Below are 17144 nucleotides of genomic sequence, written 5' to 3'. Positions count from 1 at the left end.
TTAGACTTTATGTATTAATAATAAATCAATAAAAATCAACTAAATTAAAACATCTTGACGTCCAGGTATGTCTGAAGCAGCAATATTTGCAATTGTTTGGTTATACTTTTTGATACTGCGCTTGGTATTTCCCATGATCTCATATAAAACCTCTTTGACAAGGTCATGCTCTGGGTCTTGTAGATAAGCCGCCTGACACCATTTAACTGCTTCAGCATAGTTATAATAATGAGGTCGATTTTTAAGATCAAAATGTAGTCTTGCTATCGCACACATTGCAGCAATATGGCGTTTATGTGCTTTTGTTTTTAAAACTGCAATCATTTCCTCTGCAATTTCAGGATAATAGCTAAAATTAAATAAGCGCGTGACATAAATATCAATCAGGTCATTCAGTAAATCAGAATTAATATAACGATGATCTTGTTGCGACTTCTCTAAGCTTAATCGACTCTGTTCAAAATACCCTAAGCTCTTTTTTAAATATTCTTTAGGTTGAGATTGGTTTTCATCCATACTTAAATTTAGATAGTGTATGCCCATATTATACATGGCAATATAATGACCTTGGTCTGCTGCTTTTTTTGCATAATACAGTTCTTGATTTACATCATATAAGGTATGTTCAGCCAAAGCATGAATATAACCTGCACTAAAACAACAATATACAAAACCTAAATCTGCACCTTGATGTAATAAATCAATGGTAAAAATATAGCCAAGATCATCATCAAAATTGTTTGCGACACGGTAAAAACAACAGTAGCGACCTTCAGGATAAGCTTTTGGTGCTTCCAATAATTTTGCGTGTTCATACCAAGATTGAGCAACCAATGGATTTTTTTCAACACTAGACCAACCATGTTGACATAGAAAACCATAAAGAACCGCAGCACTGGCAAGACGCTTCCGATTGGACAATGCAATTCGACCTAGAAAATCTGAATCTTGAGCATTATGTCGCCAAAAATAAATTGCGCGATCAAGCTCATACTCATCGAATACAGGATAATCTGCAGCATTTTGATAACAAGATAAAATTCTTGGATCATTTTCATCTAACAAATAATAGAAATATGCCAATTTTAAATAGATGACTGCTCGATTACGTTCTGTTAAGGGACGTTTTAAGATTGCTTGGGCTTTTTGGATATATTTTCTTATTTCAAGTGTCTGATCTTTATCGAAACTTGTATCAAGTGTATCAAACCACACGATATAGTTTAATTCACTTTTTTCGATTTCGTTAAAATGTTGACACCAACCCGACTGAGCAAAATCAGTAATGGCTTGATGATCGTGTCCCCATCGTGGCAAGAGGTACCAGCAATAATCTCTTACTGCAAGCAAGCCAAAACCTGATTCTTCTATAAATATTTTTAACCAAAAAGCGGCATCTGCTTGAGGTAAATCAATTTCTTCTTTCAAATTTAGATATTTTTGTAAAAGTTGAGGCACATCTTGGGGTAAATCAATTTTTAAATCTTGATTTAAGCCACTTTTTTGCGCCATTGCTTGGGCTGAAGGTTTTATTTTATGAACTAAATTTGAAGGATATCGACGCTTAAGCATCCACTCTGCAAACCATTCAGGTTCATCCAAGTGAACTGTCGAATTTAATAAATGCAGTGCAATTGTCCATGTCTCCGCACTAAATGCAAAAGCTTGCATTGCAGAAGCATACAACTGCTTTTGCGCCTCTCTTGCACAATCCCACATTTCATCTGTAACATTGCTTGACCATTCTTGCCCACGATATTCAGCTGCCCAAAAAGCCCAATAACGCACACGAACAATATAAGGGAAAAAGCTTTCTGGAAAAGCCAAATGCCATTCATTGATATGTTTTAATGCTGTTATGCCGTGATTTAAGAATATGTCCTTAAACATTTGTTTGGGCTGATCAAACCATTCATTTTCCCAAAGCTGCGGCGATTTATGACTTCGACTTTGCCATAACACATTGAAAAAATTTTCCAATTCTGCATAGTTTTTATTTTCCAATAAGCCTTGCGGACAATGGATATCTTTACGAAATACTTCATGGGTATATTCAGATTTAATCATCATTCAGCTACTTTGTTTTTATTATGGGTTGAGAATAAATCAATATTCCATGAATAAAGTGACCAATTATTGGGATATATGGATTGATATAAGTGTAAGTCTTGCTTTGCAGAACGATCATAATTTTCAAAATCTGAATGTTTAAACATCAAATAAAGCTCACGCCCTGCGACATATTTCTCGCCCATATCCTGCCAGCTAGAACAACAGTCTTGAATAATCTTCGATGAAGCAACAATATATTGCCATGCATCATATTCCTGTAATTCATAGAACTGCACCAATAACCGTATAGTAAATATTTTTTGAATATGGCTAAACACCAAAATATCTCTTAAATAACTTGCAGTACCAAATTCACTACTTGAATAAAGATTTTCTAATTGAGCGATTTGAAAATATTGATTTAAAAAATAACGAATCTGTTTCTCTTTAGAACCTGCTTTTTTCTGTTTAATATTTAACAATTGATTTAAATGTTTTTTATATATTTCTGGATGCTGTTCAAAATGCGCTAACGTTAAGCTATCCACCTGATACCATTGAATATGATTACGAAAATAAATCAGATCACCAGTTGCAAGCATCCATTGCTTACGATTATCCTGCTTTAAATTTAACAGCATCCAAGGCAAAGCAATGATATAGACGATAATTTTAATCATCCAACCAAGCAATGGAATCTTGCTTAAACCATATAAAGTCTGAATCAACCAGAAATAAGGCCTAAAGATCACGCTCCACAGCGATTTGTTAGACTTTGCTTGACTTAGCTCGACCTTTAAATCAAATTTTTTCTCAGTTTGCTTTTGATTTGTATAAGCAACGATCTCTTCTATATATTTTTCTACTGGGTGCCTGATATGTTCTGGACGATTTAGTCCCAGCAAAAGATGCTGAATCACATGGGTTTGATGATCATATTGCGCCAATAGATGCTGATTTTTCATCAACAGCGTTTCAATTTTACAAGGATCATCTAATTCATGAAAATAGAAATATCAGGCTTGATTGACATGATCCGTTGAACCCTCATTTATCTCAGGTTGATAGACGATTCCCATACTTAAACAATCAGGGTTGTGATTATTATTTGGTTGAATATGATTTAAAAATAATAAGACATCATCTGCATATTTTTTAACTGGTGCTTGATTCTGCTTACCTTTAATCTGCTCAATACACCATGCTTCACCATCCCATTCTAAACTGATGGTAACATGTGGCTTATTGCTTGAATCCCTTAAGCTAAAATAACGAAATATTCCCTGCTCTTTTTGCGTTACATAATATTCACCATAGCCATCTTTCAGTTCAATCAGGTTGCTAAACTGCCCTAAACAGTGCTGCATATAACGTGATTCAAATGCCATTTCCTTACGCAACAACATTCCTGTTGCCGTAATTTCAATAAATTTGCCTGTATTTACAGTTAAAACCTCATCAATTGCCTGTTCACTGCTGTCCCATTGCCCTTTTTCTAAACGCTTTTTCATTGCTTCATGATCTTTATGCCAAGCGTCTAACACTTGCTCATAGGTCATTTTCATGAATTTGCCTTTTAAATTGCTTTTTAAACGCGAATTTAAAAACTCTAAAATGGGCTTTTCCAGTTCCAAAATCTGTTCATGTAAAGGATCAACATACAACATTTGATGTTCTGGCTGTTGTTCAAGCTTGTTCAAAAACCATGTAGGAATAGGCTGTGGAAGTTGACAAATTTTCCAAGCAGAGACCGAATTTACATGAAAAACTGGATTGAATTGTTTAATCACATATTCAAAGAATTTTTTTTCAAACCACTGAGTAATTTCTGGATCATCTTTACGGCGTTGACTACGCTCTACAATTGTTTTTTTCACTTCAGGGGCATTGACAATATCACGTGTTTCCATGCTGTTCCATTTTGACTTATTTCTAGTGCATTTGATTTTTATAAAAAATATTCGAAATGATCGAAGTATGACTTGCTGTTATTTTATAACAAATTAATTCTAAGAAAATACGTTTCACTCATATTTCACAATATTTATGTTAGGATTTTAAAAATTTTAATTGTTTATCCTATGAAAAAAATTGTAGTTTTCTCAGGTGCAGGAATGAGTGCAGAAAGTGGAATCAGCACTTTCCGAGATAGTAATGGCTTATGGGAGAATTATGATATTCAAGAGGTGGCTACACCTGAAGCTTGGCGGCGTAACCCTGCCTTGGTGCAACGTTTTTACAATGAACGACGTCAACATATTCTCAATGCTCAACCCAATAAAGCACACGATACCATTGCTCAACTCGAACAATATTTTGATGTCATTGTAATTACTCAAAATATTGATGATCTACATGAACGTGCTGGAAGCCAACAGGTTATTCATTTACATGGCAATATCCGCCTTGCTAAAAGTTCTAAACCTAATGCGCAGTACACAAATGAGTTCTATCCTATAGATGGTTGGCAATTGGATCTAGAACAACATAAATGTCCTGAAGGATTTCCACTTCGACCTCATGTGGTTTGGTTTGGTGAAGCTGTTCCTGCGTATGAAGAAGCAGTAGAGATGATCCGTGATGCTGATATTTTTATTGTTATTGGCTCAACATTGACCGTCTACCCTGTGGCAGGTTTAATTCACGAGATTCCAGAACACTGTGATGCGTATTATATTGACCCGCAAGCCAGTTATGAGCGTGTTCCCCAGCAATACCAATGTTTAAAAATGAGTGCGACTGAAGGGATGCAACAGCTTTTTGAGAAACTGACAACACATTAAAAAACCAGTGCAATTACACTGGCTTTAAAAATTACAGCATAGCACTAAGTAAAATCATGCATTGTCATCTGTGGAATTCATCTGATCTTTTTTTACATCTTTAGAGGGTTTAGTCGAAGATGAATCATTGAATAATTTATTCATTAAAGGCTTAATCACTCGATAAATAATCAAGCCAAGAAATACCAGTAAATACAGTGGCCAAATGGTGACTAAAATAACCAATAAATCCAAAATAAATTGCCAGCCATATTGAACACCTTCCCAAGCACGTTTCCAAAAACTATCACCGTTTAAGCGTGCCACAGCAGCAACATCAACATCCAGACTTTCTCTCACCATCGCGGGTTGTTTAATGGCAATACTAATCGTGCTAAAACGCACACGATCTTGAACTTCAAGTTGGGTTAAGCGGGAAATTTCATTCAGCTGTGATTGTTTGGTATCACTAGGTACAGTTTGAGTTTGTCCGATTTTTTCTTCTAAAAGCTTTAACTCAAACCGCTTTGCAGAATATTGTTGTTGATTTAAAAAATACATCAAAGGCAATAACTGATTGACATATAACGCAGCTTTATCACTCGGTACTCTGACAATGATCTCTGCATGCGGATCAACTTTTTCAAAAACTCGGATTTTACCATCCGCAATTTTTTGTGTTTTGACATCGAGTACATCAAAACTGATATTTTTCTGCTCTATAAAGCCGCCCGCTTGAAAAGTGAGCTTATCAATTTCTAAAGCAGTTTTCACCACATCTTTGGCTGTGAAATTAACCTGAGCTTCACGCACCATACGACGTGCTTTTTCTGCTTGACTGACATCGGTACTTAAAATAGTTTCAGGTTTTTGTTCAGTCACAGGTGTGGTATCAACAGAATTTTCAGCTGCTTGCTCAGTACTTTTTTCTGCGGCATCAGCCGCTTGTGCAGCATCCTGAGCAACAACTTGTGCATCTTGAGCAGACGCCGAACTTTCAGCAGCTTGTTCCGACTTTTTGGCGCATCCTGAAAGAAGTACTAAGCTTAAGGCAAGAATTAAATGTTTATTATTCATAGATTATTGACTTTTGTTGGTGATTTTAAATTTTGTTGAATTATAAAGAAACTTTACTTTTTTTACCATGCATAAAAATACAGCATCGAAATGCTGTATTTATCAAAGTTTTTATATATAGATCAACAGGTGCAATTTAAACACTTAGCCCGCTTTATCGATTTCTTCATAGGGTTGTACTGCAATTTCTGAAATCATATTTTCAAAAGAGAAAATTTCATCTAGACGTTCTTGGCTCAATAAACCCTGTTCAAGTACAACCTCTTGAATGGTTTTATTTTCAGCAATACATTGCTTCCCAATTTCATCACACTTCGCATGACCTAAAATTGGATCAAGTAAGGTAATAATTCCCACACTACGCATCACTGCATCAAAACAGGTTTTTTCATTGGCAACCACACCTTGAATACACTTCTCATCCAAGGTTTGAATCGCATTGATCAGTAACTCAATTGACTCATTCATGGTAAGCGCAATCACAGGCTCCATCACATTTAACTGTAATTGGCCTGCTTCTGCTGCAAAAGTAATGGTTAAATCATTGCCAATCACTTTAAATGCAACCTGATTGACGACTTCAGGAATCACAGGATTGACTTTTGCTGGCATGATCGATGAACCAGCTTGTAATTCAGGTAAGCGAATTTCCCATAAACCTGTTCTTGGGCCAGAACTTAATAGACGTAAGTCATTACAGATTTTAGAGAGTTTTACAGCCAAACGTTTTAAGGTGCTTGAAAGGATAATAAATACACCGCAGTCACTGGTCGCTTCAACATAATCTTCTGCACCAATTAAATTTAAACCTGTTAAGGCTTTTAAATTTTCATTGACCTGCGCAGCATAACCATGTGGCGTATTTACCCCTGTACCAATCGCAGTAGCGCCTAAGTTAATTTCTAATAAAAGTTCACGGGTCTTTTTAATTAGACGAACATCTTCTTTGAGTAATGTCGCAAAGGCATGAAACTCTTGTCCTAATGTCATTGGGACAGCATCTTGTAACTGGGTCCGTCCCATTTTTAGCACATACTGAAACTCAGCAGATTTTAAAGTCAGTGAACTAATCAAATTATTGATTTTTTCAAATAACAAATCCAGTGAATAGTAAGTTGCTAAACGTAATGCGGTGGGATAGACATCATTGGTCGATTGAGATTTATTGACATGGTCATTTGGGTGGATGATGTCATAACGTCCTTTCGCATAACCTAAAGATTCTAACGCGATATTGGCAATGACTTCATTGGTGTTCATATTAATTGATGTCCCCGCACCACCTTGGTAGACATCTGATGGAAATGCATCTTTCCAATTTTGCGGATTTTCAATCAGTTGATCACTTGCTTTTTGAATCGCTACACTGATTTCTTCAGAGATCTTATTAAATTGCAAATTGGTTTGTGCCGAGGCCTTTTTGACCTGAGCCAAAGCGCGGATAAAAAAGCTTTGCTCACCGACGCTATGTTTAGAAATATTAAAATTTTCTAAAGCTCGGATTGTATGAATGCCATAATAACTGTTTATAGGAACTTCTTTACTTCCCAATAAATCTTTTTCTATTCTTGTAACTTCAGGTTGAACCGTTTCCATGTGATCTGCTCATTATATATTTATGCACTATAGTTGTGCAGTTATAATAATATTCCTACTCCTTGGCTTTTGTACTAGCAAAATATGTCATTTCGATAAACAATTTTATGGAATTATCAATTAAACGTTAACAATGTAACTTTGCGTAAAGTATAATCCCGCAGTCACTAAACACTCCCAGTAGAATTTTTTTGGATATAAATTGCTGATTTTTTGCATTTGTATCTAAAGTTACAATCGGATACATAAATCTTGCACAATCACCTTATAAAAATCACAGCGATATTTTTTAGTTGTGTGAAAGAATTCGCTCGTGAAACTTATGCGATAAAAAATAAAACTTGGAGATTTACTCCACAAGGACTGAATTAAATATGGACTCACTCAACCCCACAGTTGTCACGTTTATCTTTTATATCATTGCAATGGTTTGTATTGGCTTATATGCCTATAGAAAAACCACTGATTTCTCAGATTATATTTTGGGAGGTCGAAGTTTAGGGAGTTTTGTCACTGCACTTTCAGCGGGTGCATCGGATATGAGTGGCTGGCTACTCATGGGTCTTCCCGGCGCAATTTACCTGACTGGATTATCTGAATCATGGATCGCAATCGGGCTCATTATTGGTGCTTGGCTCAACTGGTATTTGGTCGCAGGCCGTTTACGTGTCCATACTGAAATACAAAATAATGCATTAACATTACCAGATTATTTCACCAGCCGTTTTGGTGATAAAAAGAAAGTGATCCGTATCATTTCTGCGCTGGTCATTTTAATCTTCTTTGGTATTTACTGTGCTTCAGGCATGGTGGCAGGTGCACGTTTATTTGAAAGTATTTTTGCTATGAACTACACCACTGCTCTTTGGGTCAGTGCGATTGCAACCATCAGTTATGTGTGTATTGGTGGCTTCCTTGCCATCAGTTGGACAGATACATTTCAAGCGGGCTTGATGATTTTTGCATTGCTGTTGGCACCGATTATGACTTTCCTGGCAGTCGGTGATTTACAACATGTCAATCAATTGATTGAAGCCGCACGTCCACATGCAGCAAATATGTTCCAAGGGGTTAGTTTTATCGCCATCATTTCATCAATGGCATGGGGCTTAGGCTATTTTGGACAACCGCATATTTTAGTCCGTTTTATGGCAGCAGATTCAGTGAAAACCATTCCTAATGCTCGTCGTATTGGTATGGCGTGGATGATTCTATGTTTAGCGGGCGCTGTTGCTGTAGGTTACGTGGGTATTGCGTATTTCCAAGCACATCCTGATATTCCGTCAGCTGCAATTGTGGCAAAAAATCCAGAAACAGTGTTTATGGAATTAACCAAAATCTTATTTAATCCATGGGTTGCTGGTGTTGTTTTAGCTGCTATTTTAGCCGCTGTCATGAGTACCTTAAGTTGTCAGCTTTTGGTATGCTCAAGCACCTTGACTGAAGATTTATATAAATCTTTTCTTCGCAAAAAAGCCTCACAAAACGAGTTGGTTTGGGTCGGTCGTTTAATGGTTTTAGCCATTTCAGTACTTGCAATCATCTTGGCATTTAACCCAGAAAGTAAGGTACTTGGTCTAGTGGCTTATGCATGGGCTGGTTTTGGTGCAGCATTTGGTCCGCTTATTTTATTGTCTGTGTTCTGGAAGCGTATGACTTTAAATGGCGCATTGATTGGTATCATTGTCGGTGCTGTAACAGTAATTGTTTGGAAAAACACCATGGCGCATACAGGTTTATATGAAATCGTGCCGGGCTTTGTGCTTTCTTTCATCAGCATCATTGTGGTCAGCTTAATGGACAAAGCGCCTGAAAAAGAAGTAATTGATCGTTTTGAAAATGCTGAACAAATTTATAACCGTGAAATGAAAAATATGTAAATTCACATGTTTGAATAAACCATTAGAGCTGGGGCATTCATGCCCCTTTTCTATTTCTTTACTTTCGCTTTAAAATTTAAATGTAATTGCGAGCTGTCTTTAATCACTTCCATCACTGGATAACTACGTGTTTCCTTTACACCAGGCAATTGCCAGAGTACCTGCCCTGAAATACGACGAAACTCCTCCATATCAGCACATCGAATTTTCACTAAAAAATCAAAACCGCCACTGATCATATGACATGCCATAATTTCTGGATATTGTACGATGGCATCTGAAAAAGCATCTAAAGCATTGGGTGTGGTTTTATCTAAAAGAATCTCAACAAATACCACAAAATTAGCACCTAACATTTTCGGATTTAGCTTTGCTTCATAGCCTAAAATAAATCCTTCCCCTGTCAATTTCTGCACCCGAGCAAGCGCAGCTGTGGGCGATAAATTAACTTTTTCAGCCAACTTAATATTGGAAATTTTTCCATCTTTTTGCAAAATGTCCAAAATCCGAATATCTATACGATCCAAGCTTAAATAAGCACTTTCCATAGAATAATTCTCTAAATATTATTCAAATTATAGTGAGTTATTCACCAAATATTCTGTAATCATAAATTATATAAACCCATCTGCTCAACAAAAATATTTGCTAGTCACAGGACGTTGACAATGAATATGGATTCACCTCAAGTTTTAAATGCAAACTTACTTCCAAGTTTGGATTACATTACCGAATTTAAAGACAAAACTGATTTTGAAGAAGAAATCAATCATGCGTGGCGTCGTACTGAATCGGAATGTGTTGAAAACTTACTTGAGCACAGTCAAATTTCTGAAGAAATGAATCAGAAAATTTATGACATTGCATTTAACTTAGCGCATAGCTTACGTGACCGTAAAAGTTCGTCAGGCAAAGCAGGTATCGTACAAGGTCTGCTGCAAGAGTTTTCATTGTCTTCACAAGAAGGCATCGCATTGATGTGCTTGGCTGAAGCCTTATTGCGTATCCCTGATAGTGCGACCCGAGACTTATTGATTCGCGATAAAATTAATCAAGGAAACTGGAAAGATCATTTAGGCCAAAGTAATCTGATGTTTGTCAATGCTGCTGCATGGGGACTCATGCTGACTGGAAAACTGATGGAAACGCCTAAACAAACCAGCCTTTCAGGGATTCTCACTTCGCTTTTAGCGCGTACAGGTAAAGGCATCATTCGTAAGGCAGTTGATGCAGCCATGCGTATGATGGGTGAGCAGTTTGTTACTGGTGAAACCATAGAAGAAGCGTTGGACAATGCCAAAACCCTTGAAGATAAAGGTTTCCGTTATTCTTATGACATGCTTGGTGAAGCAGCACTGACTGAACACGATGCAGATCGCTATTTTGAAGACTATACTCAAGCGATTCATGCCATAGGTAAAGCGTCTGAAGGTAAAGATGTTTATACCGGTCCAGGAATTTCAATTAAACTTTCGGCTTTACATCCACGTTATCAACGTTCTCAAACCGAACGTGTGCATCATGAACTTTATCCTCGAATTTTAAATTTGGCGCTTTTAGCAAAGACCTATGATATTGGCCTCAATATTGATGCTGAAGAAGCGGATCGTTTAGAGCTGTCTTTAGAATTACTTGAGCGTTTATGCTTTGAGCCACAACTGGCAAACTGGAAAGGTATAGGCTTTGTGATCCAAGCCTATCAAAAGCGTTGTTTCTATGTGGTGGATTATATTATTGATCTGGCAAAACGTAGTCAAAAACGTTTAATGATTCGTCTGGTCAAAGGTGCTTACTGGGACAGTGAAATCAAAAAAGCACAAATTGACGGTATGTCTGACTACCCAGTCTTTACCCGTAAAGTGCATACAGATTTGTCTTATATTGCTTGTGCAAAAAAACTATTGGCTGCGCCTGATCAAGTGTATCCGCAATTTGCGACACATAATGCGCAAACGCTTGCTACAATTTATGAATTGGCAGATCCACAAAAATATTATCTTGGTCAATATGAATTCCAATGCTTACATGGCATGGGTGAACCACTTTATGAACAAGTGGTAGGCAAGGTTTCAGATCAGAAATTAGGGATTCCATGTCGTATTTATGCGCCTGTCGGTAATCACGAAACCTTATTGGCCTATCTGGTTCGACGTTTATTAGAAAATGGTGCGAATACCTCATTTGTTAACCGTATTGCAGATAAAAATATTAAAATTGAAGACTTGATTGAAAACCCAGTTCAAGAGATTTTACATACTGCAGAAAAAGAGCATGCAGTCGGGTTAAAACACCCTGCTATTCCGCTTCCTCATGATTTATATCAAGGCATCCGCCAAAACTCTCAAGGTTTAGACTTAGCCGATGACAGCAAATTAAAAGATTTAAATCAAACTGTTCAGCAACATTTAAAACACCAATGGAACAGTTATAGCCTTGTCGATCAGCTTGATTTACAAGACTTGGCTGAAATAAATTCGCAAGAAATCCGTAATCCAGCTGATCATGCAGATCTAGTTGGTTATGTGATCGAAGCAGAAACAGCACAAGTTGATTTGGCCTTAAACAACGCTCATCAAGCTTTTGAAAATTGGAAAAACGCATCTCAAGATTTTCGTGCAGAGTTATTGCTTAAAGCTGCTGCGATTATGGAATCGCGTATTCAGGAACTGATGGTTTTACTGTGTCGTGAAAGTGGTAAAACCTATAGCAATGGTATTGCCGAAGTACGTGAAGCCGTTGATTTCCTCAGATATTATGCAGCTCAAATGCAAAGTATCGAAAAAAATGGTGCACTTAGCCCCTTGGGTACAATTTTATGTATCAGCCCTTGGAACTTCCCGCTTGCAATTTTTACTGGACAAATTTCAGCAGCACTTGTTGCAGGAAATACCGTAATTGCTAAACCTGCTGAACAAACCCCATTAATTGCAGCACAAGCAATTCAAATCTTATGGGAAGCAGGAGTTCCAAAATCAGTTGTACAATTACTTCCTGGTCGTGGTGAAACAGTCGGGGCAAAACTCAGCCAAGATGAGCGTATTCAAGGCATTATGTTCACAGGTTCGACTGAAGTTGCTAAGATTTTACAAAAAACCGTAGCACAACGCCTGAGTCCAACAGGTCAACCGATTCCGCTGATTGCTGAAACAGGTGGTCAAAATGCGATGATCGTAGATTCTTCTGCGCTGACAGAACAAGTGGTAATTGATGCAGTAAACTCAGCATTTGATAGCGCTGGTCAACGTTGTTCTGCCCTCCGAGTATTGTGCGTTCAAGAAGACAATGCAGCAACCTTGATTAAGATGCTTAAAGGCGCCATGCAACAGCTCAACATTGGACAACCTATTTTGCTGAAAACAGATATAGGCCCTGTGATTGATGGTGAAGCGCAACAAAATATTGAAAAGCATATCGAAATGATGCGGAGCAAAGGCTATGCAATACATCAACTTGCTTATGAAACACCAACATCTGATCTAAATGCAGGCACATTTATTGTCCCGACGGTAATTGAGCTTCCAAATCTGAATGATTTAAAACGTGAAGTTTTTGGACCTGTATTGCATGTCATTACTTATAAATATGGTGAATTAAAGCAATTGTTAGAACATATCAATGCAAAAGGATATGGCCTAACCATGGGTTTACATACACGTATCGATGAAACTATTCAAACCACCATTGAACATGCGGAAGTGGGTAACTTATATATTAACCGTAACATTGTAGGTGCTGTTGTCGGCGTACAACCTTTTGGTGGTGAAGGTTTATCAGGAACAGGACCTAAAGCTGGCGGTCCGATTTATTTATATAAATTGATGCAGCATACAGCCCTACCCAATCGCCCTTTTGGTACTGTAAAAAATATCTCGGAACAGCTCAATCTAAAACCATCTGAGATTCAAACAGAATTTAACACTTGGGCAAAACAGCACTATTCGCAATGGGCTATGCATCAGTATCAATCACCGATTGCTTTATATGAACTTCCAGGTCCAACAGGTGAATTGAATCAATACCATGTTGTATCACGTCATCGCATATTGGCAATCGCAACGCAAGAACAGGCTTTGCTGAATCAATTTAATGCAATTTTGTCTCTCAATGCGCAAGTCTGTATTTTAAGTGACGATGCGATTGCTTTAAAAATGATTCAAAGTATGCCAAAAGCGTTGCAACAAAAATTTTCGATGATCAATGATGTGACTGTTGGAGAGTTTGAGGCAGTTTTACATCAAGGTGCTGGTCTAAAAGAATTACAGACAGTGATTGCGCAACGTGAAGGTGCAATTGTTGGCATAACGCATTTAGCGGATGCCAATACAATTATCCCGCTTGCACCATTACTTATTGAGCGTGCGATCAGTATCAATACTGCTGCTGCGGGCGGAAATGCAAGTTTGATGACTTTAGGCAGTGAATAAATCATAAAGCAATGATTTAACCAAGTTAAAAGAAATTTTTCCATTCCAAGTCAATATCATTTGGCTTGGTTTTTTTTATTTAAGATCTTTATTTTAGTTTGCAGCTATTGGTTTTGCTTAAAAATCTGAGCAAATGAATCACTATTCAGGATAAGTCCTTAATAACAATTGCTGTTTAATTTCCTCATAATCATCCTGCATTTTTGGGGAGAGACTTTCTACAAACCATGCCCCATCCGCTGCATAACGTAATATTTTTAATGTGGCAGAATCATCCGTTGCAGCATGTTGAGATAATCGCCGTGTCAGCCATTGATCCCATTTCTCGCTATAAGATTTATCTGTCATCAATGTCATGCTTAAAGCACTCCATACTGTGTTGACTCCAAATGAAGCGCTTAAGGTGACATCAATATATGCGCGAGTAAAACAGCCATAAGTAACTGGATCTTTTTCAATGGCAAGACTGACTTGCTCGTCCAATTGTTGGATTAACTCTTCCAACATGGCCTCAATCAAAACGTGTTTATTGGCAAAATGATGAAATACACCACCTTTCGTTACACCTGAACGCGTTGCAATACTTTGAATAGATACGCCATTTACACCATGTTCAGCAACTAAACTCATTGTGTTGGCTAAAATTAATTTTTTAACACCTTCAGGATCTTTTTTACGTTGATAAGCATTTTCTACAATTTTATCCATACTCAAATCTTACCTGCTTCGTGCTTTTATCAATGTCCTGCTGATGTTGAAAATAAATTAATCACCAATACACCTGAAATAATTAATCCAATGCCTGCAATTGCAGCAAAGTCTAAGCTTTGTTTGAAAATGAAATAACCCACCAAAGCAGTGAGAATAATACCGACACCTGCCCAAATTGCATAAGCAATACCTAATGGAATCGTTTTAATCACTTGGGACAGTAAATAGAAAGAAATCACATAAAAAAATACCACCAGTAAACTTGGGACCAACTTTGTGAAGCCTTGCGATTTCACTAAGAATGTTGAACCTGTTACTTCAGCGATGATAGCGACCGCCAATAAACTATAGGCAAAAAGTATAGAATTCATAAATTCATCAAAAGATACCAGTTGGTTGGTATGTTATATAAATTCAATTTACAATACAATCTTTAGTTATTTGTAATCTCAGCCATTAGATTTGATGAATAATAAGCATTGCACTTTGATAAAAATTATTTTTTAAAATAAAAAAAGGCGAGTTATCAATATGATACTCACCTTTTTTCTTCAGTTTTCTACTTAATCAGGTAGGATGAATAAAGTAGAAAAATGAAATTATAAACAACAAGGCAATGACCGCCAAAATTAAATATGTGTTTACCGTGTTGAAACTCTTTATAAAGTTTAAAATTTCCATTATTTTTCGTCACAAAATAAACCAGCATTTATTTTAATATATTTTGTCACAATTTGTAAGATCATTAAGCCTGATTAAATTAAAAAACACTTAAAAAAAGAGTCTAACTGCCTACTTTTACAGCATGAAGAGAGATTCAAAAAAACCATTATAAATGATAAATATTCTCATATATTTGTTTTTATTCAATTATTATATATAGTTTAAAAACCATCTCACAAGAATTAAACCTATATAAGCTTGATTAAAAATCACTCAAATTAATTAGTTTACCTTAATAAATATGTTTTTAATGTTTTAAACACATGTTAAAAAAATTCAAAAAAATGAAATATTTAGACACATCATATAAATAAAGTGAATAATAAATGAAGGATTTAGAAAAAAATGTTACAAGTTGTGTTTAACAATGAGGTCACATATCTATGTTTTATATGTACTAAATTTTAATTTTAAAAGGCAAAAATGTTCACTATAAAATCTGGTAAGTGTTTAAAAATATATTACTTTTTCTCATGCAAAATCATAAAAAATTTACACTCATTCCTTGAGTTGTAAATTTTAAAAATTGTTATTCTATTTATTAAAAGACTTATTTCACCTCAAAATGGTGTTTTTCTGTGACCAATTTAATTTTTATATCTTTGTAGTAACGAACCATTGTGTTATTCGGATCTTTCTTGAGTGCCTCTGCAAATTTATCTTCATTCATTAACTTGGCATAGGTTTTATAGCCAATTTCTAAAGTTGATGCTTTCTTACTTGATTCTTGAAATTCATCTATACGCTTGTTGATTTGCTTTACACTAATTTCCATCTTTCATTTCTCACTGCAATTTTATTTTTTATAACACTCTTTTATGACAGTTCAGTTTAAATCATTATTTTTTGAGTTCATTTTTGATCTATATTTTTCTTTAAAAACATGAGGGTTCGATTAAATGTTTGCTGACTCGCCTTTTTGCCCAAGAAAAATTGATACTCATGGACCAACCATTCTTTTGATTCTGGGTAGAAAACGGCTTGAACAGGGATTTGCTTTTCTTGCAAAGCTTTTACAAAAGGAATGGACTGCGTATCTGTCAGAAAATCTTTATTACCCCCACTGATAAAAACAGGTGGATAGTTTTTGGTAAGATGCTGTATAGGTGATAAACGTTTTAAATATTCAGGATTATCTTTTTGATTACCAGTATAAGCTTGAACAAGATTATTTACCCCCCATTCAATCAGTTTGATTTCATCTGGTGCTGTATTAATAAAGGCATTCATATCATAAATTCCGCAATGCAGAATTAACCCCTTAAGTTGTGAGGCTTGAATTGAGGCTGTAAATCCAGATTCTATGGCAAAATTTGGGTTAGTGAGAAGCGCTGCATAATGACTGGCTAAATTAGCCCCAGCCGAATCCCCTGCTAAAAATAATTGATCAGCATCTATATGGTATTGTTTTGCATTTTGCTGGATAAATCGCAGTGCGTTGTTGATTTGGTGCAACTGCGTTGGATAAATTGCTTGCGGTGCAAATTGGTATTGCACAGAAACAACATTATAACCTTGTGCTGCAAGCAGTTTAAAATATCCTCTTGCATTATCTTTAGCACCTGAAATCCAACCACCACCATGAATCCAGATCACTGTTGGACGTTTTTCAAATTGTTGAATATCTTTTGGCTGATAGAGATCTAAACTGAGTTTTGGTTGCTCTTGGTAAGTCATATTATTGCTAACAATGACATTCTCTGGCGCATGTTTATCCATCAAATAGCGTTGAAAATGTGTTGAAGTATCAAATGCCTTTGCAATGATTTTGTTATTTTTTTGCACATTTTGGCAGGCAGACAATGTGAATAGTAAAAGTGTACAAATAAGAATTTTCAGTTTATGCATTTTGACCTCAAAATGTTCAATCATTGTGATTTTCACATTATCGATACATTCAATTGTGAGCCTAATATAGC

General features: G+C 36.2%; 13 protein-coding genes. 3 read left to right on the top strand and 10 right to left on the bottom strand.

What is annotated here, in order from left to right:
- Positions 1–39: 39 nt before the first annotated feature.
- Genes AC07WY_RS00770 through AC07WY_RS00760 form a run of 3 tightly spaced genes read right to left on the bottom strand, consistent with a single transcriptional unit; the run spans position 40 to position 3962 of the window.
- Entirely contained in the window at positions 40–2070 is a 2031-nt protein-coding gene (locus AC07WY_RS00770) for a DUF4034 domain-containing protein (protein ID WP_494735486.1), read from the bottom strand.
- A complete protein-coding gene (locus AC07WY_RS00765) occupies positions 2067–3017 on the bottom strand; it encodes a hypothetical protein (protein WP_494735485.1) in 951 nt (316 codons plus the stop codon). The genes AC07WY_RS00770 and AC07WY_RS00765 overlap by 4 nt, the downstream gene beginning before the upstream one ends.
- A 51-nt stretch (positions 3018–3068) precedes the next feature.
- Positions 3069–3962 (bottom strand): hypothetical protein, encoded by an 894-nt coding sequence (locus AC07WY_RS00760; protein ID WP_494735484.1) that lies wholly within the window; start codon positions 3960–3962, stop codon positions 3069–3071.
- A 171-nt stretch (positions 3963–4133) separates the two neighbouring features.
- Between AC07WY_RS00760 and AC07WY_RS00755 the strand changes: the two genes are divergently transcribed.
- Entirely contained in the window at positions 4134–4835 is a 702-nt protein-coding gene (locus AC07WY_RS00755) for an SIR2 family NAD-dependent protein deacylase (protein WP_494735483.1), read from the top strand.
- Positions 4836–4889: 54 nt separating this feature from the next.
- Here AC07WY_RS00755 and AC07WY_RS00750 read toward each other — a convergent pair whose 3' ends face one another.
- Positions 4890–5891: a DUF4349 domain-containing protein gene (locus AC07WY_RS00750; protein WP_262086194.1), complete on the bottom strand. Its 1002-nt coding sequence runs from the start codon at positions 5889–5891 to the stop codon at positions 4890–4892.
- A gap of 144 nt (positions 5892–6035) precedes the next feature.
- Entirely contained in the window at positions 6036–7487 is a 1452-nt protein-coding gene (gene aspA / locus AC07WY_RS00745; protein ID WP_262086195.1) for an aspartate ammonia-lyase, read from the bottom strand.
- 374 nt (positions 7488–7861) lie between these two features.
- On the opposite strand from aspA, the gene putP reads away from it, so the two are divergent.
- Positions 7862–9367: a sodium/proline symporter PutP gene (gene putP / locus AC07WY_RS00740; RefSeq protein ID WP_034617251.1), complete on the top strand. Its 1506-nt coding sequence runs from the start codon at positions 7862–7864 to the stop codon at positions 9365–9367.
- 50 nt (positions 9368–9417) lie between these two features.
- Here the strand turns inward: putP and AC07WY_RS00735 are convergent, their stop codons facing one another.
- The gene (locus AC07WY_RS00735) at positions 9418–9915 is read right to left on the bottom strand and encodes an Lrp/AsnC ligand binding domain-containing protein (RefSeq protein WP_004821915.1); all 498 of its coding nucleotides are present in this window, start codon (positions 9913–9915) and stop codon (positions 9418–9420) included.
- A gap of 120 nt (positions 9916–10035) precedes the next feature.
- Here AC07WY_RS00735 and putA point away from each other — a divergent pair, with 120 nt between their 5' ends.
- Positions 10036–13791, top strand: coding sequence for a trifunctional transcriptional regulator/proline dehydrogenase/L-glutamate gamma-semialdehyde dehydrogenase (putA, locus tag AC07WY_RS00730; RefSeq protein WP_494735482.1), 3756 nt, complete (start codon positions 10036–10038; stop codon positions 13789–13791).
- Between the two features lie 141 nt (positions 13792–13932).
- Here putA and AC07WY_RS00725 read toward each other — a convergent pair whose 3' ends face one another.
- The 4 genes from AC07WY_RS00725 to AC07WY_RS00710 form a co-directional block, all read right to left on the bottom strand.
- Positions 13933–14499, bottom strand: coding sequence for a TetR/AcrR family transcriptional regulator (locus AC07WY_RS00725; RefSeq protein WP_262086197.1), 567 nt, complete (start codon positions 14497–14499; stop codon positions 13933–13935).
- A 29-nt stretch (positions 14500–14528) separates the two neighbouring features.
- Positions 14529–14873: a DMT family transporter gene (locus AC07WY_RS00720; protein WP_004821920.1), complete on the bottom strand. Its 345-nt coding sequence runs from the start codon at positions 14871–14873 to the stop codon at positions 14529–14531.
- Positions 14874–15775: 902 nt separating this feature from the next.
- Positions 15776–16000, bottom strand: coding sequence for a hypothetical protein (locus tag AC07WY_RS00715; RefSeq protein WP_004821923.1), 225 nt, complete (start codon positions 15998–16000; stop codon positions 15776–15778).
- Between the two features lie 77 nt (positions 16001–16077).
- Positions 16078–17073 (bottom strand): alpha/beta hydrolase, encoded by a 996-nt coding sequence (locus tag AC07WY_RS00710; protein ID WP_262086198.1) that lies wholly within the window; start codon positions 17071–17073, stop codon positions 16078–16080.
- Positions 17074–17144: the final 71 nt, after the last annotated feature.

It is taken from the genome of Acinetobacter sp. GW821-FHT01C12 (assembly GCF_059422625.1).
Note: the sequence above shows the minus strand (reverse complement) of the source record. Positions and strands in the feature narration are given on the sequence as shown.